At 66.3% G+C, this 25,355-nt stretch carries 25 protein-coding genes; 11 read left to right on the forward strand and 14 right to left on the reverse strand.

The genetic code is table 11. The annotated features are described in order from the left end of the window. Positions 1–76 precede the first annotated feature (76 nt). From AC1RHV_RS16310 to AC1RHV_RS16330, 5 genes are read left to right on the forward strand one after another with little or no spacing between them, the layout of a single operon-like run. Positions 77–1,057, forward strand: coding sequence for a Bug family tripartite tricarboxylate transporter substrate binding protein (locus tag AC1RHV_RS16310; protein ID WP_054452179.1), 981 nt, complete (start codon positions 77–79; stop codon positions 1,055–1,057). After that, a complete protein-coding gene (locus AC1RHV_RS16315) occupies positions 1,054–2,301 on the forward strand; it encodes a CaiB/BaiF CoA transferase family protein (protein ID WP_492301348.1) in 1,248 nt (415 codons plus the stop codon). The genes AC1RHV_RS16310 and AC1RHV_RS16315 overlap by 4 nt, the downstream gene beginning before the upstream one ends. Continuing rightward, entirely contained in the window at positions 2,298–3,461 is a 1,164-nt protein-coding gene (locus AC1RHV_RS16320; RefSeq protein ID WP_175212688.1) for an acyl-CoA dehydrogenase family protein, read from the forward strand. The genes AC1RHV_RS16315 and AC1RHV_RS16320 overlap by 4 nt, the downstream gene beginning before the upstream one ends. 11 nt (positions 3,462–3,472) lie before the next feature. After that, positions 3,473–4,480 carry an acyl-CoA dehydrogenase family protein gene (locus AC1RHV_RS16325; protein WP_119450435.1) on the forward strand — a complete coding sequence of 336 codons (1,008 nt, stop codon included), beginning with the start codon at positions 3,473–3,475 and terminating at the stop codon, positions 4,478–4,480. A 24-nt stretch (positions 4,481–4,504) separates the two neighbouring features. Then, entirely contained in the window at positions 4,505–5,290 is a 786-nt protein-coding gene (locus AC1RHV_RS16330; RefSeq protein ID WP_175212686.1) for a crotonase/enoyl-CoA hydratase family protein, read from the forward strand. Positions 5,291–5,337: 47 nt separating this feature from the next. On the opposite strand, the gene AC1RHV_RS16335 is transcribed toward AC1RHV_RS16330, so the two are convergent. Genes AC1RHV_RS16335 through AC1RHV_RS16380 form a run of 10 tightly spaced genes read right to left on the reverse strand, consistent with a single transcriptional unit; the run spans position 5,338 to position 14,908 of the window. Continuing rightward, on the reverse strand, positions 5,338–6,150 hold the full coding sequence (locus tag AC1RHV_RS16335; protein WP_082400839.1) for an SDR family NAD(P)-dependent oxidoreductase: 813 nt from the start codon (positions 6,148–6,150) through the stop codon (positions 5,338–5,340). 23 nt (positions 6,151–6,173) lie between these two features. Continuing rightward, positions 6,174–7,259 (reverse strand): CoA transferase, encoded by a 1,086-nt coding sequence (locus AC1RHV_RS16340; RefSeq protein ID WP_119450433.1) that lies wholly within the window; start codon positions 7,257–7,259, stop codon positions 6,174–6,176. Beyond that, complete coding sequence (locus tag AC1RHV_RS16345) at positions 7,252–8,586, reverse strand: phenylacetate--CoA ligase family protein (protein ID WP_054452168.1); 1,335 nt, start codon at positions 8,584–8,586, stop codon at positions 7,252–7,254. Before AC1RHV_RS16345 ends, AC1RHV_RS16340 begins: the two co-directional genes overlap by 8 nt. Next, positions 8,540–9,223 (reverse strand): TetR/AcrR family transcriptional regulator, encoded by a 684-nt coding sequence (locus AC1RHV_RS16350; RefSeq protein ID WP_054452167.1) that lies wholly within the window; start codon positions 9,221–9,223, stop codon positions 8,540–8,542. The genes AC1RHV_RS16345 and AC1RHV_RS16350 overlap by 47 nt, the downstream gene beginning before the upstream one ends. Before the next feature lie 23 nt (positions 9,224–9,246). Next, positions 9,247–10,410, reverse strand: coding sequence for an acyl-CoA dehydrogenase family protein (locus tag AC1RHV_RS16355; protein WP_054452166.1), 1,164 nt, complete (start codon positions 10,408–10,410; stop codon positions 9,247–9,249). Beyond that, positions 10,407–11,390: a branched-chain amino acid ABC transporter permease gene (locus AC1RHV_RS16360; RefSeq protein WP_492301349.1), complete on the reverse strand. Its 984-nt coding sequence runs from the start codon at positions 11,388–11,390 to the stop codon at positions 10,407–10,409. The genes AC1RHV_RS16355 and AC1RHV_RS16360 overlap by 4 nt, the downstream gene beginning before the upstream one ends. Next, positions 11,390–12,262 (reverse strand): branched-chain amino acid ABC transporter permease, encoded by an 873-nt coding sequence (locus AC1RHV_RS16365; RefSeq protein ID WP_054452164.1) that lies wholly within the window; start codon positions 12,260–12,262, stop codon positions 11,390–11,392. Before AC1RHV_RS16365 ends, AC1RHV_RS16360 begins: the two co-directional genes overlap by 1 nt. Further along, positions 12,259–12,999, reverse strand: coding sequence for an ABC transporter ATP-binding protein (locus tag AC1RHV_RS16370; RefSeq protein ID WP_225588873.1), 741 nt, complete (start codon positions 12,997–12,999; stop codon positions 12,259–12,261). The genes AC1RHV_RS16365 and AC1RHV_RS16370 overlap by 4 nt, the downstream gene beginning before the upstream one ends. Next, positions 12,996–13,754, reverse strand: a complete 759-nt coding sequence (locus AC1RHV_RS16375) for an ABC transporter ATP-binding protein (protein ID WP_054452162.1) — start codon at positions 13,752–13,754, stop codon at positions 12,996–12,998. Before AC1RHV_RS16375 ends, AC1RHV_RS16370 begins: the two co-directional genes overlap by 4 nt. Further along, positions 13,751–14,908, reverse strand: coding sequence for an ABC transporter substrate-binding protein (locus AC1RHV_RS16380; RefSeq protein ID WP_492301350.1), 1,158 nt, complete (start codon positions 14,906–14,908; stop codon positions 13,751–13,753). Before AC1RHV_RS16380 ends, AC1RHV_RS16375 begins: the two co-directional genes overlap by 4 nt. Before the next feature lie 306 nt (positions 14,909–15,214). On the opposite strand from AC1RHV_RS16380, the gene AC1RHV_RS16385 reads away from it, so the two are divergent. The 6 genes from AC1RHV_RS16385 to AC1RHV_RS16410 are packed head-to-tail and all read left to right on the forward strand — an operon-like array spanning position 15,215 to position 20,265. Beyond that, the gene (locus AC1RHV_RS16385) at positions 15,215–15,976 is read left to right on the forward strand and encodes an SDR family NAD(P)-dependent oxidoreductase (protein WP_175180519.1); all 762 of its coding nucleotides are present in this window, start codon (positions 15,215–15,217) and stop codon (positions 15,974–15,976) included. Positions 15,977–15,994: 18 nt separating this feature from the next. Beyond that, positions 15,995–16,777 carry a crotonase/enoyl-CoA hydratase family protein gene (locus tag AC1RHV_RS16390; protein ID WP_492301353.1) on the forward strand — a complete coding sequence of 261 codons (783 nt, stop codon included), beginning with the start codon at positions 15,995–15,997 and terminating at the stop codon, positions 16,775–16,777. Between the two features lie 60 nt (positions 16,778–16,837). Continuing rightward, a complete protein-coding gene (locus AC1RHV_RS16395) occupies positions 16,838–17,164 on the forward strand; it encodes a Zn-ribbon domain-containing OB-fold protein (protein ID WP_233564553.1) in 327 nt (108 codons plus the stop codon). Next, the gene (locus tag AC1RHV_RS16400; RefSeq protein WP_054452158.1) at positions 17,161–18,312 is read left to right on the forward strand and encodes a thiolase family protein; all 1,152 of its coding nucleotides are present in this window, start codon (positions 17,161–17,163) and stop codon (positions 18,310–18,312) included. The genes AC1RHV_RS16395 and AC1RHV_RS16400 overlap by 4 nt, the downstream gene beginning before the upstream one ends. 7 nt (positions 18,313–18,319) lie before the next feature. Beyond that, a complete protein-coding gene (locus tag AC1RHV_RS16405; protein ID WP_492301355.1) occupies positions 18,320–19,189 on the forward strand; it encodes a MaoC/PaaZ C-terminal domain-containing protein in 870 nt (289 codons plus the stop codon). Further along, a complete protein-coding gene (locus tag AC1RHV_RS16410) occupies positions 19,186–20,265 on the forward strand; it encodes an NAD-dependent epimerase/dehydratase family protein (protein WP_492301356.1) in 1,080 nt (359 codons plus the stop codon). The genes AC1RHV_RS16405 and AC1RHV_RS16410 overlap by 4 nt, the downstream gene beginning before the upstream one ends. 21 nt (positions 20,266–20,286) lie before the next feature. Here the strand turns inward: AC1RHV_RS16410 and AC1RHV_RS16415 are convergent, their stop codons facing one another. The 4 genes from AC1RHV_RS16415 to AC1RHV_RS16430 form a co-directional block, all read right to left on the reverse strand. After that, complete coding sequence (locus tag AC1RHV_RS16415; RefSeq protein WP_192352836.1) at positions 20,287–21,261, reverse strand: Bug family tripartite tricarboxylate transporter substrate binding protein; 975 nt, start codon at positions 21,259–21,261, stop codon at positions 20,287–20,289. Positions 21,262–21,314: 53 nt separating this feature from the next. Next, entirely contained in the window at positions 21,315–22,331 is a 1,017-nt protein-coding gene (locus tag AC1RHV_RS16420) for a cyclase family protein (RefSeq protein WP_492301359.1), read from the reverse strand. A gap of 418 nt (positions 22,332–22,749) precedes the next feature. Further along, positions 22,750–24,081: a M20 metallopeptidase family protein gene (locus AC1RHV_RS16425; protein ID WP_492301361.1), complete on the reverse strand. Its 1,332-nt coding sequence runs from the start codon at positions 24,079–24,081 to the stop codon at positions 22,750–22,752. A 54-nt stretch (positions 24,082–24,135) separates the two neighbouring features. Next, complete coding sequence (locus AC1RHV_RS16430; protein WP_492301363.1) at positions 24,136–25,338, reverse strand: amino acid aminotransferase; 1,203 nt, start codon at positions 25,336–25,338, stop codon at positions 24,136–24,138. Between the last annotated feature and the right edge of the window lie 17 nt (positions 25,339–25,355).

Consider the following 25,355-nt stretch of genomic DNA (forward strand, 5'->3'; position numbering starts at 1 on the left):
CCTAAAGTCATCCGCTGGACCATATGGCCAGGACCGCCGCCTAGAGCGGCCGGCCATCCACGCAAAGGAGACTTCCATGCAACACCGCAGAAAGATGCTGACGGCCATGTTGGCCGTGGCCTTGCTTGGCGCCGCCGGCCATCAGGCCGTCGCGCACGCCGAGACCTTCCCCTCCCGCCCGATCAAGTTCGTGGTGCCGTTCGGCCCAGGCAGCGGCACCGATACCTCGGCCCGCTATTTCGCCCGCCAGCTGCAGGAACTTACCGGTCAGCCGGTAGTAGTGGAGAACAAGCCGGGCGCCAATGGTTTCATCGCGGTGAAGAACGTGTTGTCGGCGCCGGCGGATGGCTACACGGTGTTCATCGGCAGCAATTCGACGCTGGCGGTCAATGCGGCGCTGTTCAAGGCGCTGCCCTACGATCCCGTCAAGGATTTCGCGCCGCTGACCATGATGATGCGCTCACCCGCCATGCTGGCAGTCAGTCCGCAGGCGCCGTACGGCACCCTGAAGGATCTGATCGCCTACGCCCAGGCCAATCCCGGCAAGGTGAATTTCGGCGCGGGCTCTGCCGGCTACCAATTGATGGGGGAGTTGCTGAACGACAGCGCCGGTCTGAAGACGGTACATGTGCCGTTCAAGGGCGCCGGCGATGCCATCATGGCTGTGGCCGGCGGTACGGTGGACTACACGTTCGCCGAGGTGACAGCGGTGCAGGAGCTGGCCAAGGACGGCCGCGTGAAGGTGGTGGCGGTGGCGTCGGACCAGCGTGTCGGGACTTCACCCGATGTGCCGACGGCGACCGAGGCCGGCCTGCCCGGATTCGAAGCCTATACCTGGGTGGGCGCGATGGTCAGCGCCAAGACGCCGGCCGAACAGACCGAGCGCCTGGCCGAGCTGTTCACGCGCATCTCCAAGATGCCCGAAACCCGCGCCTTCTATGAACGCCTGGGCGCCACGCCGATGACGGGCGGTCCTGCGCAGATGCACGAATTCCAGCAGAAGGAAATCGCGCTGTGGCAGCGCATCGTCAAGAAGGCGAACGTTCCCCAACAATGAAGGAAGAGGCGAGCATGACGTCGCAAGCCCTGCAGAATGTGAAGGTGCTCGATCTGTCGCGCGTGCTGGCCGGCCCCTGGGCCGCCCAGACGCTGGGCGACCTGGGCGCTGAAGTGATCAAGGTGGAGCGGCCGGGCACGGGCGACGATACGCGCGCCTGGGGGCCGCCCTACGTGACCGATCCGGCGGGGCAGCCCACGGGCGAGTCCGCTTATTACATGTGCGCCAACCGCAACAAGCAGTCGGTCAGCATCGATTTCACCAAGCCCGAGGGGCAGGAACTGGTGCGGCAGCTGGCGCGGCAATGCGATGTGCTGATCGAGAACTTCAAGACCGGGGGCCTTGCGCAATACGGGCTGGACTATGCGTCGCTGAGCGAGCTGAATCCCAGGCTGGTGTATTGCTCGGTCACCGGCTTCGGCCAGGACGGTCCGTATGCGCATCGCGCCGGCTACGACTTTTTGATCCAGGGCATGGGCGGCTTGATGAGCATCACGGGGCATCCCGACGGCATGCCCGGCGGCGGTCCCATGAAAGTGGGCGTGGCGTTGACCGACATCCTGACGGGACTGTATGCCAGTACCGCCATCCTGGCAGCGCTGCAGGCGCGTGCGCACACCGGGCGCGGCCAGCATATTGATCTGGCCTTGCTTGACGTAGGCGTCGCCTGCCTGGGCAATCAGGCGATGAACTATCTGTACGGCCAGCAGGCGCCGCGCCGCATGGGCAACGCGCATCCGAATACGCTGCCGTATCAGGATTTTCCGACCGCCGACGGGCATATGATCCTGGCCGTCGGCAACGATGGGCAATTCGCCCGGCTGTGCGTCGCCATAGAACGGCCGCAATGGGCCGAGGACGAGCGCTTTGCGCGCAATGCGGCGCGGATTGCCCATCGTGAGGAACTGATCGATGGCTTGCGCGCCATCACCGTCACCCGCAGCACGCGCGACTGGGTCGCGCTGCTGGAGCAGCACGGCGTGCCTTGCGGACCCATCAACACCGTCGCGGACGTATTCGAGGATCCGCAGGTCCAGGCGCGCGGCCTGCGCATGAGCATGCAGCACCCGAAGGCGGGCGAAGTGCCGCTGGTCGCCAGCCCCATCCGCCTGTCGGACACGCCGGTGAGCTACCGCCACGCGCCGCCGCAACTAGGCCAGCATACCGACGCAGTCCTGGCCCGCCTGCTGGGCTTGAGTGCGGAGACCCTGCATACACATCGAATCAATGGAGTCCTGGGATGAGCAGTCTGAATTCACTGGCGTTGCCGCTGACGCGCATTCCTCCCGAAGACGAGGCCCTGCGCCCCGCCGTCCGCGCCTTCCTGCAAGAAGCGGTGCGCGACATGCCGGCGCATATCCGGGCGCGTTCCTGGGGCGGCTACGACACCGCGTTCAGCCGGCGCGTGGGCGAGCGCGGCTGGATCGGCCTGACCCTGCCGCGCGAGTATGGCGGCGGCGGGCGCAGCGCCTTTGCGCGCTATGTGCTGGTAGAGGAATTCCTCAATGCCGGTGCGCCGGTCGGGTCGCACTGGATCGCGGACCGGCAGAGTGCGCCGCTCATCCTCAAGTACGGCACGGAAGCGCAGAAACGCTTTCATGTTCCCCGGATCTGCCGCGGCGAGTCTTTCTTCTGCATAGGCATGAGCGAGCCCAACTCGGGGTCGGACCTGGCCAGCGTGCGCACGCGCGCGGCGCCGAACGACCGCGGCTGGCTGCTCAACGGCCAGAAGATCTGGACCACCAACGCCCATCACTGCCAGTACATGATTGCGCTGGTGCGCACCTCGGGCGGGCCGGAGGATCGCCACAAGGGCCTGTCGCAGGTGATCGTCGACCTGTCCCTGCCCGGCGTGACGGTGCGGCCGATCGAGGACCTGTCGGGAGACAGCCACTTCTGCGAAGTGTTCTTCGATAACGTGCAGTTGGACGCCGATGCGCTGGTGGGCGACGAAGGGCAGGGCTGGGAGCAGGTCACGGCCGAACTGGCGTTCGAGCGCAGCGGCCCGGAACGGCTGTATTCCAGCATCGTGCTGTTCGATCAATGGCTGGACTATGCGCGCCTGCCCGCCAATCGCACGCCCTCGTCCCGGCGACTGGCCGGCAAGGTGCTCGGCCAGCTGACGCCGTTGCGGGCCATGTCGGTGTCGGTGCAGGAGAAGCTGACGCGCGGCGCCAGCCCCATCGTGGAGGCGGCGCTGGTCAAGGAGCTGGGCACCACGCTGGAACAGATGATTCCGGCCTGGATTGCGGAAGACCTGTACTCGCGCGAGGCCGAGGACATTCCGGTGGAACTGCTGATGACCTTGAAGTACGTGACGGAGGCCTCGCCCTCGTTTTCCCTGCGGGGCGGCACCCGCGAGATTCTGCGCGGCATGATCGCGCGCGGCCTGGGCCTGCGCTGAAGGAGCATGACATGAGCGATAACGATCTTTACGCCGATGCCGCGCGCCAGGTGCTGGCGGACCATTGCACGCCGCAGGCGGTGCGCGATATCGAAGCGGGCGGCGACGCCGCCGGCAGGCTCTGGCAACAGCTGGAGGACACCGGCCTGGCCGACGCGCTGGTCGGCGAGGAAGAGGGCGGTTCCGGGCTGAGCCTGGAGCAGGTGTTCGGCGTGCTGGAGCAATGCGGCGCTCATGCGCTGCCCTTGTTGCTGGGCGAGACCATGATCGCGCGCGCGCTGCTGCCGGCGGCGCAGCGGCCTGCTGGCAGCATTGCATTGGCACGCGGCGTGCAACAGGCGGATGGCGCCTGGCATTGCGCGCTGGTGCGCGGCGGCGCGGTGGCTGACAGCGTGCTTGTGCAGACGGGCGATGCCTGGCGCCTGCTGGACGCCGCGCAGGCGCATAGGGAGCCGCAGGCGCTGGCATTGGACGCCGCCCTGAGCTGGACCCCGGCCCAGGTCGCGGCTGCGCCGTTGGCGCCGATGGACGCGGCTACCGACGTCCGCACCATGCAGGCCTGCGTGGTCGCGCCGCAGATGGCGGGCGCGCTGGGCAGCGTGCTGGAGCGCACCCTGCAATACGCCAATGAGCGCCAGCAGTTCGGCCGGCCCATCGGCAAGTTCCAGGCCATCCAGCATCAGCTGGCCGTCATGAGCGAGCATGTCTGCGCCGCACGCATGGCGGCGCAGCTTGGCTGCCATGCCGACGGCGTGGCGCCGGACCGGCTGCGGGTGGCGGTCGCCAAGGCGCGCTGCAGCGAGGCGGCGCTGGTGGTGTCCGAGCTGGCGCACGCCGTGCATGGCGCGATCGGCTTTACGGAAGAATACGATTTGCAACTCTACACGCGGCGCCTGCATGCCTGGCGTCAGACCGCAGGCAGCGAAGCCTACTGGCATGACGTGGCGGGCGAGGCGCTGCTCGCGCATGCAGGGCCGACGCTGGACCTGGTGCGTACGATTACCGACGTCCCGGCCTAAGCCCGGCTCTCAGGAGAAACTTGCATGGCTTTTCTGCAGATAGAACGCGAGGACGGCATCGTCGTCGCCACCATGAACCAGCCGGAGACACGCAATGCGCTGACCGGCAACACCGCCGTCGAAGAGATCGTGCAGCTATGCGCGGACATCCGCCAGGACGCCAGCGTGAAGGTGCTGATCCTGACCGCCGCCGGGCCCATTTTCAGCTCGGGCGGCAACGTCAAGGACATGCGCCGCTTTTTCGACGATGCGCTGACCCCCGAGCACATCTGCGAGGAGTACCGGCAGGGCATCCAGCGCATTCCACTTGCACTGCATGGCCTGGACGTGCCCGTCATCTGCGCCGTCAACGGTCCGGCCATCGGGGCGGGACTGGACATCGCCTGCATGTGCGACATCCGCATCGCGGCCGACACGGCCACGTTCGCCGAGAGCTTCGTGCGTGTGGGCATCGTGCCCGGCGACGGCGGCGCCTGGCTGCTGCCGCGCGCCGTGGGCATGGCCCGCGCCAGCGAAATGGCCTACACGGGCGAGGCCATCAGCGCGCAGGACGCGCTGGCGTGGGGGCTGGTCAGCCGGGTGGTGTCGGCGGCGGACCTGCTGCCGACCGCCAGGACCCTGGCCGCAAAGATCGCCGCCAATCCCGGCGGCGTCATGCGCATGACCAAGCGCCTGCTGCGCGAAGGCCAGCACAGCAGCCTGGCGTCCTTGCTGGAGCTGTCGGCCAGTTATCAGGCGCTGGCCCACAAGACTGCTGAGCACCGCGAGGCGGTCACCGCGTTCATCGAGAAGCGCGCGCCGAAGTTTTGAAGGGCGGCGCCGCCGATGCATTTGCGCATCGGCAGCGCCGGATGGCGTCAGTGCGCGTCCATCATGTGCAGGCCACTGCCCAGATGCGCAGCGCCATCGATCTGGAGCAGCTGGCCCGTCATGAGGTGGCCAGCCGGCGTGGCCAGGAAGGCAACCAGCTCCGCGACTTCTTCGATCGATGTGGCCCGGCCCATGGGCGTGGCGGCGACCAGGCGGTCCAGCATGGCCTGCGCTGCCTCGCCGGCCAGTCCTGGCGTGATCACCGCTCCGGGGCCGATGCAATTGAGCGCGATGTCGTCAGCAGCCCATTCCAGGGCCAGGGTCCGAGTCAGGCCCAGCACGCCGGCGCGTGCGGCGATGGAATGGGCAATTCCCATGGAGCCGCGGTCCACGCCCGAGAGCGAGATGTTCACCACCGTGCCCTGGCGAGCCTTGAGGAAGGGATAAGCTGCCTTGGTTACGACAAACACGGCGTTCAGATTGGTGTCGATCACCGCATCCCAACCTTTGCGGCTGATCTGCGCGGCGGGCGCGAAGAATTGGCCGCCGGCATTATTCACCAGCAGGTCGATGCCCTGGCGTTCGCCCACTTCGGCGATCAGCGCCTCGATGGCGGCGGTGTCGCGGATGTTGGCGCAGGCATAGCTGAAGTCGCCGGTCAGTTTTTCTGCCATTCCGGCGGTCTCCGCCAAGGGATCTTCGCGCCGTCCCACCCCGAACACGTCCATGCCCAGCGCCAGCAAACGCAGGGCGATGCCACGACCGATGCCAGAGCCGGCGCCAGTGACCAGTGCGCTGCGGCCGACCAGAACGCCGGGCCGCATGACCTGGGTGGATTCCATGCAAGTTTCAGATTTCATGAGGTTCACCTGGAAGTAGGAATTCAAGAGACCTGCCGCCGCCCGCCGCCGATGGCCGGCGTGGGGCTGCGGGGGATGCGTTGACCGTCGAACAGGGCGGGAAAGGCCGGCACGTGTTCGCCGTTGGCGAGTTCCTGCGATACGGCCCCAGGCCGCAGGCCGCGGATGAGCGTCAGCGCTTCGGCCGGCGCCCGGACGTTGCCGGCCGGGATCTGCATGTCCCGCATCTGCCGGAGCACGGCTTCGCGGGTCTGCGGCAGGGTCCAGGCTTCCACCTGGGCGTCGAAGTGCGCCGCGCGGCGGATGCGTTCCTTGATGGGTGCATCGTCCGCGCCGATCAGCGGGCGCAGGCGCGCCCAATAGCTGTCCAGCCCGCCCAGGATGTAGACATGGCCGTCTGCGCAGCGATATATGCTGGAAGGCGCCGACGCGCGGTCGCGGTTGCCCATGGGCGGATCCAGTGTTTCGCCTTCGCTTAGCGCCAGCGCCGCCGGCCCCAGCAGCATTGCGGACGCCACCTCCATCATGGAGAGATCGATCAAGCGCCCGCGGCCTTCGAGCATTGCCATCGCGCAGGACAGTCCCGCGTACATGCCGCTGAACATGTCCACGGGCCAGCTCGTGGTCAGGCGCGGCGAGCCGTCCTCGTCGCCGTTCAAGAGGGCGAAGCCGGATTCGCATTGCGCGATGGTGTCCATGCAGATGCGGTCGTCCTGCTGTCCATAGCCGGAGATGAGCACGACGGTCAGGCGGGGATGGCGTGCGCATAACGCCGGGCCTTGCAGGTCCAGACGGGCGAGCGATCCCGGGGCCAGATTGCAGATGAAGGCGTCGGCCTGCGCCAGCAGCGTCTCCAGTGCTTCTCGTCCGTCCGGCGCGGCCAGGTCCAGCACCTGGCTCCGCTTGCCCGTGTTGAAGCTGCGAGCGTAGAAGCTGCCGAAGCTATTTCCCGGCAAGGTACGCACGCCATCGCCGCGCGGCGGCTCCACCTTGACCACGTCGGCGCCGAAATCCGCCAGGTACTGCGCGGCGGTAGGGCCTGCGATGAACTGCGACAGCTCGATGACGCGCTTGCCGGCAAGGGGGCGTGGAGTGTCGGCCTCAGGCATGGATCACCCGCTTGGCTTTGTGGACGGTGCGCGGCAGGGTGCCGTTTTCCACCACTTCCACGTGAAAGCGCACCTGCAGGCGATCGCGCAGCAGTTGCGACAGCCTTTCGCCGAGGTCGGCGCTGGCGCCGGGTTCGCGTTCGACGCGCAGCTTCACGCCGGTCAGGAAGCCCGTGCTCGGATCCTTGACGCTGTCGTCGATGATGATCACGTATTCATTGCTGACGCCGGCAAAGCCACGGACCACGTCTTCGATGGCGGACGGGAACAGATTCACGCCGCGCACGATCAGCATGTCATCGGCGCGGCCGAGCACGCCGCCAGGCAGGCGGGCATGGGTGCGGCCATCGGGGCCCGGGCGGCTGTCGCGCACCACGATGTCTCCAGTCCACCAGCGCACCAGCGGGCAGGCCTGCTTGTCCAGATGGGTGAGCACCAGCACGCCGCGTTCGCCGTCGGCCACCGGCTCATGCGTGTCGGGGTGCAGGATTTCGACGTAGATGAAATCCTCGGCCAGCGTGGGGCCGAGCTGCGCGGCGGTATCCCAGCCTATGGGTTGGCATTCCAGGGCGCCGTAGCAGTCGAACATCTTGGCGCCCCACAGGCGCTCGATGCGTTCGCGCGTGCCGGCCACGCTGGCGCCGGGCTCGCCGCCGACGCAGACCATGCGCACGCGGGATTCGCGCAGGTCGCGTCCCATGGATTGGGCGGTCTCGGCCATGTGGGCCATGAAGGACGGGGTGCCGATGACGCAGTCCGTGCCGTACTGGAAGATGGTTTCCACCTGGCGTTGCGTGTCGCCGGAGGAGCCCGGAATCACCAGCGCGCCGACCCGCTGCGCGGCCAGGGTGGCGCCCAGGCCGCCGACGAACCAGGCGTAATTGAACATGCATTGGAAGACATCGCCGCGGCGCAGCCCCTGGCCGTAGAGATAGCGTGCGTACAGCTCGGCCCAGCGGTCCACGTCATGCTGGGTCCAGAGCACGGGAGCGGGCTGCGCCGTGGTGCCGGAGGAAAAGTGCACCCGCACGGCCTCGCCGGGCTGGACCGCGGCCAGCGTGCCGAAGGGCGGTGCGGCGCGCAGGCCTTCGAGATAGTCGCGCTTGTGGGTGAAAGGCAGGCGTCTCAGGTCTGCCAGGGTCTTGAGGTCTTCTGGAACGAAGCCCGCGTCCGCGAACACCTTGCGGTAGTGCTCGCTGGTATCCGCGACGCGCCGCAACTGCCGGCGCAAGGCTTCGAGCTGGAAGGTCTCGATGCGGTCGCGCGACCAGGTTTCGACCTCATCCCAGATGGTACTGGAATAGGGGAGTTGCTCTTGCTGCTTCATTGTTGGAGTCCTTGAGTAGCCCCCGCAGCGCATAGGCCGCGAGGGTGTGCGCGATATCGTCTATCGCCGCGTCGCTCTGCAGACGCCGCTGGCTGTACCACACGGTGGCCCAGTTCAGCGCGCCAAAGAAGGGTTTGCTCAACATCCTGGCGGGAAGGTCCACGAAGTCACGTTCGCGGATGCCGTCATCGATCACCTCGACGAACATCTGCTCGTAGTCATCGCGCATCTTCACCACGGACCGCAGCCGCTTGGCGGCCGCGGACGCCTCGAGCAGGTGACGCTCCAGCCCCTGCACCGCCACCTTCTGCATCGGCAATTCCTTGAGCAGGATCTGGGTATGGCGCAGCGCCATGGCCGACAGGCGTTCGACCGCCTTGCCGCCGCCGCGGGCGATGGGGTCGATCTCGTCCGTCAGCCGGGTCATTGCCGCCACCTGCACGTCGAAGAACAGGTCGGCCTTGCTCCGGTAGTGGTGGTAGATGCGGCCCTTGGTGGCGCCCAGGCGTTGGGCGACCGCGTCGATGGAAGTGGCCGCATAGCCGAACTCCATGAAGAGTTCCGCGGCCGCCTGCAGGATTTCCTCGCGCGACTCGCCGCCGCCCACTTCTGCCGGGTTCTGTTGTGCACTCACCATTGCTACCTCTTTTCGGAATCGGGTCAAATAGCCAGCTCTTCCGCCTCCTTGCGTACCGCGCGCGACAAGACCAGCCGCTGGATTTCGGAAGAGCCCTCATAGATCTCGAGTATGCGCTGGTCGCGGTACAGCCGCTCGGCCACCGTAGGCTTGCAGTAGCCCAGCCCGCCCCAGATCTGAACGGTATTGTCCACTACCCGGTGCGAAACCTCCGAGGCGAACAGCTTGGTCATGGCGCCCAGGTTGGAGACGTCTTCCTGGCGGTCATAGGCTTGGGCAGCCTGGTACAGCATCATGCGGGCAGCCGAGATTTCCGTGGCCATGTCGGCAAGGCGAAAGCCGATGGCCTGGTTGTCCCCGATGGGTTGGCCAAAAGTCCGGCGCGCCACGGCGCGGGCGGCGGCCTCGCGGTAGCTAGCCAGCGCCACGCCAAGGGACTGGGCGGCGACCATGATGCGGCCGACATTCAACGTCTGCAACGCCAGGCGCAGCGCGCGGTTGAGTTCACCGACCTGGGCGCTTTCGGGCACGACCAGGTCGAGTTTCAGGTTCGAGGTCTGGGTGCCGCGGATGCCCATCTTGTCGGAGAGTTCGTCAATGACCGCGCCCGGCTGCTCCTTGTCGACCATGAAGGCGCTGATGCCGCGTCCTCCTGCCGCCGGGTCGGTCTTGGCAAAGACCACGTAGTAACGAGACGCGCCGCCATTGCCGATCCAGTATTTCTCCCCGCGCAGGCGCCAGCCGCCGCCTTCGCGCACGGCCGTGGCCTCGATGGCCGCGGCATCCGAACCGGCGATGCGCTCGGAAAGTGCAAAGCTGGTGGCGCGGCCCTCGGCCATTTCGCGCAGATAGAAGGATTTCTGCTCGTCCGTGCCGGCCAGCAGCAGGGGGAACGCGCCCAACTGATAGGCGCACATGATGGCGGCGGTCGAAGCGCAGTGCGTGCCCAGGGCTTCGACCGCCGCCACGGTGGCGACCAGGTTGGCGCCCTGGCCGCCCCATTGCGTGGGTAGGAACAGGCCGGTGAACTTGTTTTCCACCAGGGCGGCGATGGTCTCCCAGGGATAGCGTTGTTCACGGTCCAGTTCGGGGGCGAGCGGCGCGAAGCGCTCGGAGCCCAGCTTATGGGCCAGGGCCTGCCAGCGGGTGGCGGTATCGTCCAGTGTGGGATTCCAGATAACAGTCACTTCGAGTTCTCCAGTGTGGTCGCCATGGCCTTGGGACGCTTGCGACGTGTCGCCAGCAGGCCCATCAGCCCTTGCGGAAAGAAAGCCAGAACAAGGATCAGCAGGCTGCCGAGCACGATTTTGTCGACATAGCCTCCGAACGAGAAAAACTTTTCCTGGATCAGGATCAACGCGGTGGCCAGTAGCGGCCCGAGCAACTGGCGGCGGCCGACCAGTACGACGGCGGTCAGCATCAGGATGAGGAAGTAGGTTTCAAGGATGTCGGCGCTGACGTAGGCGCGCTGATAGGCATACAGCCAGCCCGCGCAGGCCGTGATGGGCGCCGAGAACAGGAAGACCTGCAGGCGCACCCTGAGCGGATCGATGCCGTTCATGGTGGCCAGGCGGGGATTCAGGTGCACCATCAGCGCCGCCTGGCCCAGGCGCGAGTGGCGGAAGCGGTCCACCAGGTAGAGCGTGATCGCCAGCAGCGTGAACGCGTAGGGCCAGAGCGTCTGGTCATTGCCGGCACTGAGCGTCCAGCCGCCGATGGACAAGTCCAGCGTGGGCAGGCCGCGGATGCCATCCGAGCCGCCCAGGAAGGCCCAGTTGGCTGCCAGGGTCATGGCGACCACGGCGACCGCGTACGTCACCAGCGAAAAGACGAACTCGCGCAAGCGCAGGGTGGCCAATCCGATTACTGCCGCCAATCCCAGGGCGACCGCAATCGACGCGGCCAGCGTCAACCAGGCGCTAGCGCCGGGGCGGGTGGCCAGCAACGCCGTCACATAAGCTCCCGCGGCGAAGAAGACAGTATGTCCCAGGCTCACCTCGCCCAGGTCCGAGACGATGACATCCAGCCCGTAGGCCATGATGGCCATGATGGCGATCAGCACGGCGGCGCTGTAGAGAGCCTGGCTGCCGCCCAGCCAGGAAGGCAGGAAGAATACGATGACGGCGCCCGGCAGCAGCGCGAGACGCGAGGCGGAAAGCGTGGCCATCAATGGACTCCTTTCATCGAGCCGGCGGTCAGGCCGCCAGGGCGCAGCACCAGCACGCCAATCAGTACGACGAAGGCCGCGGCGGTTGCGTATGCGGGCGACACCAGGGCGCTGAACAGCGCGGTAAAGACGCCCAGTGCGACGCCCGCGACGTAACTGCCGGTCACGCTGCCGATGCCCCCCAGCACGACCACGACGAAAGTGATGATGACCTCTTCGAAACCCATGGAGGTCAGGATCGGCGTGCGCGGGGCCACCAGCCCGGCGGCCAGGGCGACCGCCGCGCCTTCGAAGGCGAACACGCCGTAGTAGACCTGCCGCACATTGATACCCGCCAGTTGGGCCAGCTTGGGATCCTCGGCCACCATGCGCACCAGCCTTCCGGCGCGGCTGCCGTCGAGCACGCGCTTGAGCAGCAGGAACAGCAGGATGGCGGCGGCGACGATGGCGGCATCCTGCCAGGTCAGCCACAGGTCGCCGATCTCGATATCGCGTTGCGACCAGGCGGTATCCAGAATTTGTCCTGTCGAGCCGAAGGCCAACGACGCTGCGCCGTGCATGACATAGCCAAAGCCGAGCGTCATGATCATGATCGACACCAGGTTCTGTTCGAACGTGGCGCGCAGCATGATGCGCTGCATGATGATGCCGATCAGCGCGCCGGCCGCCATGGCCAGCGGCAAGGCCAGCAGATAGGGCAGGCCGGCGGTGGTGGTCGCCCACCAGGTGACGAAGGCGCCCAGCATGTACATCTGGCCGTGGCCGAAGTTGACCAGCCGGGCAACGCCCAGCAACAAGGTCCAGCCGATGGCGATCAGCGCGTAGGCATGGCCCAGCACCAGGCCATTTATCAACTGTTGCAGCAGGCTCATGTCGTATGTGCTCCCAGATAGGCTTGCGCGATGCGTGGATCCGCGCCGACCTCTGCTGCGGGGCCTTGCAGCACCAGCCGGCCGCGCTCGAGCAGTAGCAGACGATCGACCACCTGCAAGGCGGCGCGTACGTTCTGTTCCACCAGCAGGATGGCCAGGCCGGCGCTGGCGAGCGAGCGCAGGCTTTGCAGCACTTGCGTCACCAGCATGGGCGCGAGCCCGATGGAAGGTTCATCCAGCAGCAGGGCGCGCGGCCCCATCATGAGCGAGCGGCCGATGCCCAGCATCTGCCGCTCGCCGCCGGAGAGCTGACCACCCAGGTGCAGGCGGCGTTCGCGCAGACGGGGGAATAGATCGTAGACATCGTCGCGCTCGTAATAGCGGCGCGACGAGTCCTCGGCGGGCGTGATGGCGGGGGCGAGATTCTCTTCCACCGTCATGCGTGAAAAGACCAGGCGAGACTCCGGCACCAGCAACAGTCCCGCGCGTACGCGCTCATGTGTCGGCAGGCCGTCGATGGGCCGTCCCGAAAGCTGGACCTCGCCGCTGACCGCGGGCTGACCGCGCGACCAGCCCAGCAGGGCGTTGACCAGCGTCGACTTGCCTGCTCCATTGGCGCCTATCACCCCGACGATCTCTCCGGCCCGCAGGTCCAGCTGGTCAAGCTGGAGCACGCGATTGCCGGCATAGGCGACATCGAGACGCCGCGCGCTGAGTACGTGTGGCGTGGACATCATGAATCGCCTCCGAGATAGGCCTGGAGCACGCGCGGGTCGCGCTGGATCTCTGCCGGCGTGCCGCAGGCCAAAGTCTTGCCGAGGTTGAGGACGCAGATGCGGTCGGCGACGGACATGATGAGGTCCATGTGATGCTCGATCACCACCACGGCCACGCCCTCGGCCTTGAGCGAGCGCAACAGCGAGGTCAGGGCTGCCATGTCGGCGCCGCCCAGCCCCGCGGCGGGTTCGTCCAGCAGCAGCACGTCGGCGCCCGAGCCGTAGGCCAGCGCGATGGACAGCATGCGCTGCATGCCGTACGAGATTTCATGCGGCTTCAGATCGTGGCAATCGGGCGGCAGGCCGAAGCGCTCCAGGCGCTTGGCGGCCTGGTCGCGCAGGGCCTGCGCCTGCCGGCCCGCCGTCAGCGGGCGCAAAATGCAGGCGCCGAGGCCGGCCGTGCCGCCCAACGCCGCCACCATGTTGTCGCGCACGCTCAACTGGTCAAAGAAGGCGTTTTGCTGGAACGCGCGTTTGATGCCCAGCCGCGCCAGCCCGTGGGCCGGCACGGCGCTGATGTTGCGCCCGCGCAGATGCACGCTGCCGCCGCGGGGGACCAGCGCAGACACGGCGTCGTAGCACGAGCTCTTGCCGGCGCCGTTGGGGCCGATGATGCCCAGCAATTCGCCGGCGCTGACTTCCCAGCTGACGTCTTCCAGGGCGACCAGCGCGCCGTAGCGCACGGCCAGGCTGTCCACGCGCAAGGCGGCAGTCATGGCTTGACCGCGATCTTTCGGTCTTTGACCGTGAACAGGTAATAGTGCGACTGCAGCTGGCCGTTGGGCTCGAACGTGACGTCGCCCATGAGCGTGCCCTTGAAACTGCCGCCGCGTATGCGCTTGGCCACAGGTTCGCGATCGAGCGTTTTGAGCTCGTTGACCGCCTGGGCCCAAACCTGCAGCGAGGTCGCGCCCAGCGCCATGAACTTGTCCGGCGTGTACTTGAACATCTCCTGCGTCTTGGCGACGAAGCGCTTGTTGGCGCTGTTCGAGGCGAAGGGCTCGACGTCGGGGAAGTAGATGTCCGCGCCTATCAGGCCGTCCGAGGCATCGCCCGCTACGTTGATGACGCTGGGGGCCACGGTGCCGACCGCGCTCACCAGTTGGCCCGGCAGGCGTGATTGGCGGGCCTGGCGGATGATGGCGGGCATGCCCAGGCCTTCGTTGGCGTTAATGGCGACGGTGATGTCTGGCTTGGCGGCGCGCACGTTGGTCATGGCGACGCGGAAGTCGGCTTGGGTGAAGGGGAATTTCTCCTCGGCCACTTTTTCATAGGTGTGCCCGAGAGCCTTCAGCGCCTTCTCGATGGATTCCTGCGCACCGTTGCCGTAGGCGTCGTTCTCGGTAAGAAAGGCGACGCGCTTGGCGCCGGCGGTCTTGGCGATGTATTCGGCGATGACCGTGCCGTCCTGTGCGTTCGAGCTGTTCAGCCGGATCGCCAGCGGATTGCCTTCGCCGGAAAGAATGGGGTCTGCCTTGGAGATTGCGGTGATGTCCAGCACGCCGGCGCGGGCGATCACGGGCTGCATCGCCAACGTCACCGGGCTGTTCCAGCCTTCGATGATGACCGACACGCCGGCGCTGATGAGTTCGGTGGCGCGTGACACGCCGACCGCCGGCGTGGATTCGTCGTCGCGCGACACGATCTCGATCGGACGGCCGAGCACGCCGCCGTCTTCATTGATCACCGCCGCCATGGCCTGAATCGCTTGCGTGACGTGCTGGCCTTGCGGACCCGCGCCGCCCGACAACGGGAAGATGACGCCTACCTTGATGGGCGCGGTGGCCGCCCCGACGGGTGCGCACAAGGCCATCGAGGCCGCCAGCGCCAGGGGCGATGCCATGCGCAACAACTGTTGTATCCGCTTCATGCCTGTCTCCTGATTTTTGTGACACCGGTCTGCGCCGGCGCTGCGGCGGCCATGGCCGCCGTGCTGCATAAATGGGGACTGCGTGGTGCAACGGTTGACGGAGGCCGCGGGCCGGTAGGTCTCCGGCACTCTGAATCGGCTGTCGGAGTAAACATACCATTCGGTATTTTGATAGGTCAACGGCGTAAATAAAGTTTGATTCTAGGCATTTTCCCTAGGTAAAAAATCAGTTTTTTGGTTTTTATTGATCAGATACTCATTGGTATGTACTATGAAATTTCCTTTTTCGTCACTGAGGGCTTTGGCATGAAGACAGAAGGCAACAGCGCGCTGGTGACAGGCGGCGCATCCGGGCTGGGCCTGGCGACGGCGCAACGCCTGGTCGCGCAGGGCATGAAGGTGGTGATCGCGGATCTGCCTGGTTCAGCGGGGGAGGCAGCCGCCCGCGATATCGGGGCGCTGTTCGCTCCCACGGATGTCACCCGGGAGGCCGACGTGCAGGCCGCGTGCGAACTGGCGGCCACGCTCGGCCCCTTGCGGGTGCTGGTGCATTGCGCGGGCCGCGGCGGGCCGGTACGTCTCATCGACAAAGAAGGAAATCCCGGCTCGCTGGAAACCTATACGGACATCGTCCGCATCAATCTGATCGGCACTTTCAACACCCTGCGCGTGGCGGCGGCCCATATGGCGCGCAACCCGGTGGACGACGAGGGCGAACGGGGCGTCTGCATCCTGACCGCTTCGGTGGCGGCGTACGAAGGCCAGATCGGCCAGATCGGCTATGCCTCTTCCAAGGCCGGCGTGGTGGGCATGACCATCGTGGCCGCGCGCGACCTGGCCAGCAAGGCGATACGCGTCTGCACCATCGCGCCTGGAATTTTCGATACGCCCATGCTGGCTCGCGTTTCTGACGATGCCCGCAAGACCTTGTCAGCCTCGGTGCCGCACCCGGCGCGCCTGGGCATGCCCGCGGAATACGCCCTGCTGGCAGAACACATCATTGCCAACCCCATGCTCAACGGCGAAACCATCCGTCTGGATGGCGCCTTGCGCATGGCCCCACGCTGACGTGTAGAGGAGATAACGATGACCGAGAACAAGACGGAAAGCGACGAGGTATTGCTGGAGAGCAGCGACGGAATCCTGACGATCACCATCAACCGGTCGCAAGCGCGCAATGCGGTGACCCTTGCCGTGGCGCGGGCCATCGCCGCAGCCGTGGATGAACTGGATGACCGCGAGGACCTGCGCATAGGCATCCTGACCGGCGCCGGCGGTTCGTTCTGCGCCGGCATGGACCTGAAAGGCTTTCTACGCGGCGAACGGCCCAGCATAGAAGGGCGAGGATTCGGCGGGCTGACCATGCGCCCGCCGAAAAAGCCGCTTATCGCGGCGGTCGAGGGATATGCGCTGGCGGGCGGCTTCGAGCTGGTGCTGGCTTGCGATCTGGTGGTGGCGGCCGAGAATGCGCAGTTCGGCGTTCCGGAGGTCAAGCGCGGGCTCGCGGCCACTGCCGGCGGCCTGGTCCGCCTGCCGCGGCAGTTGCCGTGCCGGGTGGCGATGGAGCTGGCGTTGACCGGCGACATGTTTCCCGCAACGCGTGCCTTGAGCTACGGCCTGATCAACCAGGTGACTGCGCCCGGAGAGGCCCTGCAGGGCGCGCGGGAGCTGGCGCGCCGCATCGTCGCCAACGGGCCCCTGGCCGTGGCAGCCAGCAAACGCGTCATCGCCGAGTCGCAAGGCTGGCCGGCCGACGAGATCTGGAGCCGCCAGGCCGAACTGACCGAGCATGTCTTCACGTCGGCCGATGCCCGCGAAGGTTCCGCGGCGTTTGCCGAGAAGCGCGCGCCCGTCTGGCAGGGGAGGTGAGGTATGGCTGGCGATGCGCGTTTTGACGGGCCCGGACCCGACGTCCGCCATCAGGCGGGTTTGCGGGAGGGCCGTATCCTGTTGCAGCACTGCGACGACTGCGCCAGCGTGCGCTTTCCTCCGGCGCTGGTCTGCCGGGCCTGCGGTAGCCCACGGCTGACCTGGCGCGAGTCGCCGGGCGCGGGCGTGGTCTATTCAACCACGACGGTGCGCGACCGCGCCGGAGACTACAACGTCTCGCTGGTCGAAGTGGAAGGCGGGGCGCGGATGATGACCCGCGTCGAGGGCGTGGACGCGCCTGCCATCGGTTCAAAAGTGCGCGCGCGCATCGTCGCGGGCGACGACGGGGCCTACGTTGTATTCGACGCCCCGGGAGAACGCTCATGAGCGCCCGCTTGCGAGGCCGTTGCGCCATTGCCGGCATAGGCAATACGCGGCGCTGGAATGCGCCCGGCCGTTCTCCCTTCGATCAGCTGCAGGAGGCGGCGATCCTTGCGCTGGAAGATTGCGGCCTGGGGATGAAGGATGTAGATGGTCTGTATTGCGCCATGTCCACATCCGGCCTGCCGGTGCTGAACGTGGCGGAACGGCTGGGCATACAGCCGCGCCAGGCCGATGGCACGATGGTCGGCGGTGCGTCGTTCCTGTTCCATCTGCAATCGGCGATGGCTGCGCTGGAAACCGGGCTGTGCGATGTCGCGCTGATCTGCTACGGGTCGAACCAGTTGACCGCAGGCGGCAAGCTGGCATCCATGCCTGACCCGCAGCCCTACGAGACGCCGTTCGCGCCGCGTTATCCGATCTCGAGCTATGCGTTGGCCGCGGCGCGGCACATGCATCGGTATGGGACCACGCGCGAGCAGCTGGCGGACGTGGCGGTGGCGGCGCGCCTGTGGGCGCAGCGCAATCCGGATGCCTATGTGCGCGGCGAGTTGACGCGCGCGGATGTGCTGGCCTCGCGCATGGTCAGCGACCCGCTCAGCAAGGCGGATTGCTGCCTGGTGACCGACGGCGGCGCCGCCGTGGTGCTGGTCAGCGCGGATCGCGCGCGCGACCTGCGCAGGCCGCCGGTCTATGTGCTGGGCACCGGCGTGGCGACGAGCCACAGGCAGATATCCTGCATGCCGGATCTGGCTACCACCTGCGCGGTCGAGTCAGGGCAACGCGCCTACGCCATGGCCGGGCTGTCGCCGCGCGACATTGGCCATCTCATGGTCTATGACGCGTTCACCATCAACACGATCCTGTTCCTGGAGGACCTGGGCTTCTGCGCCAAGGGGGAAGGGGGCGCCTTCGTCGCCAGCGGCGCCATCGCGCCTGGGGGCTCCCTGCCGGTCAATACCAACGGCGGCGGGCTCTCCTGCAACCATCCTGGCATGTACGGCCTGTACACCTTGCTGGAGTCGGTGCAGCAGTTGCGGGGCGAGGCGGGCGAGCGGCAGGTGCCCGACGTGCAGGTGTCGCTCGCCCATGCCAATGGCGGCGTGCTGTCCAGCCAGGCCACGGCCATACTCGGCACCGCCGACGTTTTGTGAGGTTCGCATGCCCATCGATCCGGCAACCCTGTTGGCTGCGCGCATCCCTGAGCGCATCCAGGAATACGACTGGCGCGACTGCGCGCTCTACGCCCTCGCGCTCGGCGCGGGCATGAATCCCGTCGACGAGGAGGAGCTGTCCTACGTCGATGAAACCCGGCTGAAGGTCCAGCCGACCCTGGTCAACGTGTTGGCGGACCCGGGCTTCTGGCTGCGCGATCTGCCGCTGGGGCTGGATTGGCGCCGCACGGTGCATGGCGAACAGTCCATACGCCTGCACCGGCCCCTTGCCCCCAAGGGGCGGGTAAGAGGCGTGACTCGCATCGTCGACCTGGCGGACAAGGGCGCCGGCAAGGGCGCCTTGCTGTACGTCGAGCGTGAACTGTTCGATGCCGCGGACGGCGTCTTGCTGGCTACCCTGCAGCAGACCGTGTTCTGCCGTGGCGATGGCGGTTTCGGCGGGCGGGCGTCGGCGCGGCCGGCGCCGCCGGCGATGCCGGCGCGCGAACCCGATGCGGCTGTCGATTGCCCTACTTCGCCGCAGGCCGCCCTGGTCTACCGGTTGTCGGCAGACCTGAACCCGCTGCATATCGATCCCGCGGCCGCGCGGCTGGCGGGCTTCAAGCGGCCGATCCTGCATGGCATGGCCAGCTTTGGCGTGGCCGGTCTGGGCCTGGCGCGCCTTTGCTGTCCGGGAGAGCCCGAGCGGGTGCGCGCCATGAGCGGGCGTTTTCGCGCGCCGGTCTATCCGGGCGAGAGGCTGCGGGTCGATGTCTGGCGGGAGCAGCCGGGACTGGCGCGCTTTCGCGCCGTGGTTGTGGAGCGCGGCGAGATCGCCATCGACAACGGCGCATTCGAGTTCGGAGAGTCGCAATGACAACAAAAAAGGTGCTGGTGGTGGGCGCGTTGGGCGTGGTGGGGCGGGCGGTGATGGAGCACCTGCATGGCCGGCCGGACGTGCTGTGCGCAGGCTTGTCGCGACGGTCGGCCGACTTTGCCAGGGATGCGATATGGATTGCGGCCGACCTGCGCGATGCGCAGGCAACGCGGCAGGCCTTGGCCGAGCACGGCGATGTGACGCATCTGGTCTATGCCGCCTTGAACGAGCAGCCGGATTTGCTCAAGGGGTGGCGGGATCCGGAGAACGTCGCCATCAATACGCGGATGCTGGCCAATACGTTGGCGGCATTGGACGGCGCGCCGCTGGCGCATGTGACCCTGATGCAAGGCGCCAAGGCCTACGGCGTGCATACGGGACGGGCCATGCGCATCCCCGCGCGCGAGCAGGACGCCGTGCGCGACCATGCCAATTTCTATTTCGACCAGCAAGACATGCTGGAACAAAAGGCGCGGCGGCAAGGGTTCCGATGGACCATATTCCGCCCGCAGATCGTGCTTGGCGTTGCCCTGGGTAGCGCCATGAACCCAGTGGCGACGCTGGGCGCCTACGCCGCGCTGTTGCGGGAATCGGGCCAGCCGCTGGCTTATCCCGGGCATCCGGAGCTTTTGACGGAATGCACGGATGCGCGTCTGATCGCCCGCGCGGTCGAGTGGGCCTGGGATGCGCCGCAAGCCTGGGGTGAGGTCTTCAATATCGCCAATGGCGATGTGATGGCCTGGCGCCATCTGTTTGAGCGCCTGGCCGAATTCTTCGGCATGCCAGCAGGGGAGTTGGTGCAGACCCGTATGCGGCAGGCCATGCCCGCCGAAGCCCAGGTCTGGCGCGAGATGGCGCGGCGGGAGGGCTTGCATGTGAACGAGCTGTCGGACCTGATCGGGCTGTCATGGCAGTACGCGGACGCGACCTGGTCGGCGCAACACCCCTTGCCGTTCCCGCCGCTGGTATCCACCATCAAGCTGCGCCAGGCCGGCTTCGGCGATTGCATCGACAGCGAGCTGTCGGTGCTGGAAAATCTGCACAGGATGCAGGCGCTCGGCTACTTGCCGCGCTGAGCCGGGCGCCCGCGATCCCGCCTATTGCACGGGCGGGATCTTCAACTTCTCGATCAGCGCGCCCCAGCGCTGACTCTCCCGCAACGTGATATCGCGCAGTTCCGCCGGACTGCTGCTGCGCGGTTCATTGCCGATCTGCTGCATGGTGCGCACGAACTGTGGCGAAGCCGTGATCTTGCGCAGTGCGGCGTTGAGCTTGTCGACCACTGGCGCCGGGGTCCCGGCCGGAGCGAACACGGCGTACCAGGTTTCGCCGACCACGTCCGGATAGCCCAGCTCGGCGAATGTGGGCACGTCGGGCAACAGCGGTTGACGCTGCGGACTCAGCACGGCCAGCGCGCGGTACTGCCCGGCGCGCACATTGGGAACGGCGCTGGTAAGCGCCTCCACGTTGGAGTCGACCACGCCGCCTATCATGTCCACGGTGGCGGGCGCCGCGCCCTTGTAATGCACCTGCGTCACGTCCACGCCCATGCCAGCTGCAGCCAGCTCGCCCAGCAAATGGACCATGCTGCCGAGACCGTTGGTGGCGTTGTTGACCTTGCCGGGATGAGCTTTGGCATAGGCGGCGTATTCGGCCACGTTTTTTGCGGGAAAGTCCTTCTTCACTACAAAGGCGAACGGCACGGTGGCGATAGCGGAAACCGGCGCGAAGTCGTCCAGCGTGTACGACATCTGGGTCATCAAATGAGGCGTGACGGTGAAGGTGCTGCCGGAGGAAAGCAGCAGGGTGTATCCGTCCTTGGGTGCGCGCGCCACGAAGGTGGCACCTATCATGCTGGATGCGCCGGCCTTGTTGTTGACGACAAAGGTCCCTCCCAGCTCCTCGCCCAACTGCATGGCGAGTTGCCGGCCCACCACATCGCTGGTGCCGCCGGGGGGAAAGGGAATGACAAGCGTGACGGGCTTGTCTGGGTAGTTGGGTGAGGCGGCCTGCGCAAGTGGGGCGAGGCTGGCCAGGGCCAAGGCGGCCCAGGCCGGAATGCGATTCAGCATTGCGGTCTCCGGCAAAGAGGTGAGAGCTGCGGGCGTAGCGCCCGCGGCCGGCTTCAGACGGTGGCGACGGGAGTGACGGGCGAACCTACCGCGCCGGGCAGGCGCAGCGGCGGCGCCGTCAGCAGGAAAGTGCTGCGGCCATGCTCGCGCAGCCATTGCGCCAACTCTGCGAAGTACCAGAGTTCGCCGAGATGCAGCCCAAGCTTGAAGAGGCAATGCGCGTGCAGGGGCAGGCCGGGATAGTGCTCACCCTTGCCTGGCGTGGCCGGATAGGCTTCCACCGCGAAGTTGTCGGCGCAGATTGCCACGATGCCGGAGTCGGTGATCCATTGCAGCAGGCGTTCGTCGCGGCCGTCCAGCACGGCGCACGAGCGCGCCAGGACGTCGCCGTCCGGCTGCTTGTTCATTTCCAGGATCAGGTCGGCAAAGCCCGTATAGAGGCAGAGAAAATCGCCGGGCAGTACCGCGACGCCGTCCAGGGCTGCCATCAGCTCGTCATAGCCGATCAGTGCGCGTTCGCGCCCGTAGAGGCGTTCCAGGTCGACCAGCACGCCACGCCCCTGGACGCCGGCGGTGGCCATGCGTTCGATACCGATGGCCTTGGCGCCCAGGCCGCTCTTTGCGTCATCGGGCCCGATCACGTCCAGGCCGCCGCGATAGCCGTTGTAGTAGACCTTTTCGGGCAGCCCGTCGCCGTTCGCATCGAACATCTGTCCAACATGCCCCAGTCCGTCCCATTGGGTCGAGTACTGCAGGAACATGAGGACGGCGTCGTCCGAAACGACGTCGTTGAAGCAGGGGCAGACCTGCGACAGCCGATAGTTGTAGTTGTGGCCGTCGCCGCGCTTGTCGTAGGAGAACTGCGGTTCCCGGCGATGCTGGAACAAAGTGTTCCCGCCTGGGTAGTCCAGCGGCAGGCTGAGGCAGAACGCCCGGCCTTCCTGCACCTCGCGGAACGCGCGCAAGCGCGTTTGCGGGGTTAGCAGATTCATGCGCCCGATCTGATCGTCAGGGCCGAAGTCTCCCCAATTCGATCCTTCCGGGCGCTGCTTCCAACGTGGGGTATCCATATTCTTAGACATCCTTGCCATGGGTTGGTGAGCCTGCGTGCAGACCGTCCGCCGATTGTCTCCTTCAGCGGCGGGCTGCATTCTTTGGGCAAACATACCATTCGGTATGTTTTTATGTCAATCGCGTTTTCCCATATAAAAAATCCCGGTTTTTAATGCTGAGATTTTTGTTTTTTATGAGCAATGAAAAATACCAATCGGTATCTTTATGGGGGTTGGGAGCAAGGAAAGACCCTGCCGCGCCACGCTCGTGCGAGCACGAGAGTGCTTGGGGACGGTCGGAAGGCTGGGATGGAAGACATGGTCCGTTCGGGAACAGAACGAACAGGGCACGATCAGCTCCCCCGTATCGGGGGCATTGGAAGGAACGCCCGGCGCGCGTAGCGGCGCCGGGCGGGATCGGGATGTGGGGGGCGGCCTACTGCTTGTCCATGTACGTCAGCGCGGAAGCCACCAGCGCGCGTACACCCACGCGCAGCGCGTTTTCGTCGATGGCGAACTCCGGCGAATGGTTGGGCGCGCCGCTTTTGTCGCCCAATGGCGAGGCATTAATGAACCAGAAGACCGAGGGCACCTTGCCGCTGACGCCATATGCGCCGAAGTCCTCGCTGCCGGTGGATGGCGCGGGCATTTCAACTGTCTTGCCGGCGCCGGCTGCTTCCTGCCATGCAGGTATCAAGCTGCCGGTCAGGGATTTATCGTTGTCGACGACCTCGTAGCCGGTGTAGATGTTCACCTTGGAGCTCAGGCCGTAGGCCTGCGCAATATGCTCGGCGCGTGCGCGGATGGCCTCGTGGACGATGCGTTGGTTGTGCGACGAAAGCGAGCGTACCGTGCCCGCCAGTTCGGCGCTTTCGGGCAGGATGTTTGCGCGCCGTCCGCTCTGCAACATGCCGATGGACAGTACGGTGACGCCGTCGGATTGATCCACCTTGCTGCTGGTGATGCCCTGCAGCGCCAATGTCAGTTCTGCTGCGGGTACGAGCGCGGGATTCGCGGTCCATGGGCGTCCGCCGTGTCCGCCCTTGCCGTGCAGTGAGATCTCGAAGCGGTCGCCGCTGGCCATGGTAGGGCCGGCGCGATAGGCGATGGTGCCGGAGGGGGCGCCGGCGCTGATGTGCTGGCCGAAGACCACGTCCACTTTGGGATTCTCCAGCACTCCCTGCGCGATCATGGCCCTGGCGCCGCTGGGCTCTTTGTCGGGTCCCCATTCTTCGGCGGGCTGGAATAGGAAGACTATCGTGCCGGGCAGTTCGTCCTGCATCGCCGACAAGGCCTTGGCCGCGCCCAGCAGCATTGCGACATGAGTGTCGTGGCCGCAGGCGTGGGAAACCGATACCTGCTCTCCGCGCCATACGGCCTTGGCCTGCGAGCGGAATGGCAGGTCATTGCGTTCCTCGACGGGCAGGGCGTCCATGTCGGCGCGCAACGCCACCACCGGTCCTGGCTTGCCGCCCTTGAGCACGGCCTTGACGCCTGTGCGCGCTATCCCGGTCTCGACGGTGATGCCGGGCATGGCGCGCAAGGCGTCGGCGATGTACTTCGCGGTTTCGGTCTCCTGGTACGACAGCTCAGGATGCTGGTGTATGTGGCGTCTCCATGCGATCACTTCAGACTCGGTCTGGTCCGCCCGTTGCAGGGCCTCCTGCAGCAGGCCGGCATCGGAGGCGGCCTTGGCCATCGGCAGCGTCAGTCCCAGGGCCAGCATCAATCCGGAACTCGCGGCCATAAGCCGGTTGGGTAGGGCCATTGCCTTGCTCCTATAAGTGGGGCGCCTCGGACTTGCGGGCGCAGGGAGAAATGTTCAGCGCTGCGCGCAAGCGGCGATGGCGCGTGCGACATAATCGATGTTGCCGTCGGTCAGGCCGGCAACGCAGAGTCTGCCGGACTTCAGCAGATACACGGCATGTTCGCGGCGCAGCGATTCGACCTGTTGGGGGCTCAACCGCATGTAGGAGAACAGTCCTTGCTGTCGCTCGATATAGTCCCAGGCTTCGCGCGCGCCGGTCAATTGCGTCAGCGCGTTGGACAAGCGGGCGCGCAGGCTGACGAGCCGTGTCCGCATCTGCTCCAGTTCATCGGTCCAGACTTGCCGCAACGCGTCATCGCTCAGAATGGCGGCAACCAGGGCGGCGCCAAACGTGGGAGGCGTGGAGTAGTTCCCACGTATCAGCAGCTTGAGCTGGCCCAGCGCGCGGTCCGCGGTGGTTCCGTCGCGGCACACGATATTCAGGGCGCCGCAGCGTTCGCCGTACAGGGAGAAGTTCTTCGAGAATGAACTGGCGACCAGGCATTCCACGCCCGCCCGCGCCATTGCCCGGATTGGTTCGGCGTCCGCATCCAGACCTAGTCCGAACCCCTGGTACGCCAGGTCAAAAAAGGGAATCAGGCCCTGGCGCGCAAACAGTTCGGTCAGTGCCTCCCACTGATCTGCAGACAGGTCCACGCCAGTTGGGTTGTGGCAGCTGGCGTGCAGCACGACGATGGACCCTGCCGGCAGAGCCTGCAACGCGTCATGCATCTGCGCAAAGCGCACGGTGGCAGTTTGGGCGTCGTAGTAGGGATACTCATGCACCGCGAAGCCCGCCTGGCGAAAGATCTGAGCATGGTTCTCCCATGTCGGATCGCTGACCCAGACCGTCGCTTTGGGGCAGATATGGCGCAGCAAGTCCGCGCCCAGCTTCAAGGCGCCGGTGCCGCCGACACTTTGGGTCGTCACCACGCGCTCAGGCTCGGGGCCATTGGCTCCGAAGATCAGCGATCTGGCTGCGTTGCGGTATGAGGCCGAGCCGGGGATGGGCAAGTAGGGATGCGGCTTTCCCGCCTGCACAAGCATGTCGCGGGCCTGGCGCACGGCGCGCATCACAGGGATGCTGCCGTCTTCGGCAAAGTAGGTGCCGATGCTGAGACTGACTTTGTGGGGCGCAGGGTCGTTCTGGAAGGCTTCAACCAGCGCGAAGATGGTGTCGCCGGCTGTAGCGGGCAGGGGAGAGAAAAGAGACTGCATGGAACTGCCTCATTGGA

Source organism: Achromobacter sp. GW823-FHT04E03 (assembly GCF_058796095.1).

Bases quoted from the DNA above. Each gene is read 5' to 3' on its own strand.
- AC1RHV_RS16310 (WP_054452179.1), top strand. From the start codon at position 77: ATGCAACACCGCAGAAAGATGCTGACGGCCATGTTGGCCGTGGCCTTG.
- AC1RHV_RS16315 (WP_492301348.1), top strand. From the start codon at position 1,054: ATGAAGGAAGAGGCGAGCATGACGTCGCAAGCCCTGCAGAATGTGAAG.
- AC1RHV_RS16320 (WP_175212688.1), top strand. From the start codon at position 2,298: ATGAGCAGTCTGAATTCACTGGCGTTGCCGCTGACGCGCATTCCTCCC.
- AC1RHV_RS16325 (WP_119450435.1), top strand. From the start codon at position 3,473: ATGAGCGATAACGATCTTTACGCCGATGCCGCGCGCCAGGTGCTGGCG.
- AC1RHV_RS16330 (WP_175212686.1), top strand. From the start codon at position 4,505: ATGGCTTTTCTGCAGATAGAACGCGAGGACGGCATCGTCGTCGCCACC.
- AC1RHV_RS16335 (WP_082400839.1), bottom strand. From the start codon at position 6,150: ATGAAATCTGAAACTTGCATGGAATCCACCCAGGTCATGCGGCCCGGC.
- AC1RHV_RS16340 (WP_119450433.1), bottom strand. From the start codon at position 7,259: ATGCCTGAGGCCGACACTCCACGCCCCCTTGCCGGCAAGCGCGTCATC.
- AC1RHV_RS16345 (WP_054452168.1), bottom strand. From the start codon at position 8,586: ATGAAGCAGCAAGAGCAACTCCCCTATTCCAGTACCATCTGGGATGAG.
- AC1RHV_RS16350 (WP_054452167.1), bottom strand. From the start codon at position 9,223: ATGGTGAGTGCACAACAGAACCCGGCAGAAGTGGGCGGCGGCGAGTCG.
- AC1RHV_RS16360 (WP_492301349.1), bottom strand. From the start codon at position 11,390: ATGGCCACGCTTTCCGCCTCGCGTCTCGCGCTGCTGCCGGGCGCCGTC.
- AC1RHV_RS16365 (WP_054452164.1), bottom strand. From the start codon at position 12,262: ATGAGCCTGCTGCAACAGTTGATAAATGGCCTGGTGCTGGGCCATGCC.
- AC1RHV_RS16370 (WP_225588873.1), bottom strand. From the start codon at position 12,999: ATGATGTCCACGCCACACGTACTCAGCGCGCGGCGTCTCGATGTCGCC.
- AC1RHV_RS16375 (WP_054452162.1), bottom strand. From the start codon at position 13,754: ATGACTGCCGCCTTGCGCGTGGACAGCCTGGCCGTGCGCTACGGCGCG.
- AC1RHV_RS16380 (WP_492301350.1), bottom strand. From the start codon at position 14,908: ATGAAGCGGATACAACAGTTGTTGCGCATGGCATCGCCCCTGGCGCTG.
- AC1RHV_RS16385 (WP_175180519.1), top strand. From the start codon at position 15,215: ATGAAGACAGAAGGCAACAGCGCGCTGGTGACAGGCGGCGCATCCGGG.
- AC1RHV_RS16390 (WP_492301353.1), top strand. From the start codon at position 15,995: ATGACCGAGAACAAGACGGAAAGCGACGAGGTATTGCTGGAGAGCAGC.
- AC1RHV_RS16400 (WP_054452158.1), top strand. From the start codon at position 17,161: ATGAGCGCCCGCTTGCGAGGCCGTTGCGCCATTGCCGGCATAGGCAAT.
- AC1RHV_RS16405 (WP_492301355.1), top strand. From the start codon at position 18,320: ATGCCCATCGATCCGGCAACCCTGTTGGCTGCGCGCATCCCTGAGCGC.
- AC1RHV_RS16410 (WP_492301356.1), top strand. From the start codon at position 19,186: ATGACAACAAAAAAGGTGCTGGTGGTGGGCGCGTTGGGCGTGGTGGGG.
- AC1RHV_RS16415 (WP_192352836.1), bottom strand. From the start codon at position 21,261: ATGCTGAATCGCATTCCGGCCTGGGCCGCCTTGGCCCTGGCCAGCCTC.
- AC1RHV_RS16420 (WP_492301359.1), bottom strand. From the start codon at position 22,331: ATGGATACCCCACGTTGGAAGCAGCGCCCGGAAGGATCGAATTGGGGA.
- AC1RHV_RS16425 (WP_492301361.1), bottom strand. From the start codon at position 24,081: ATGGCCCTACCCAACCGGCTTATGGCCGCGAGTTCCGGATTGATGCTG.
- AC1RHV_RS16430 (WP_492301363.1), bottom strand. From the start codon at position 25,338: ATGCAGTCTCTTTTCTCTCCCCTGCCCGCTACAGCCGGCGACACCATC.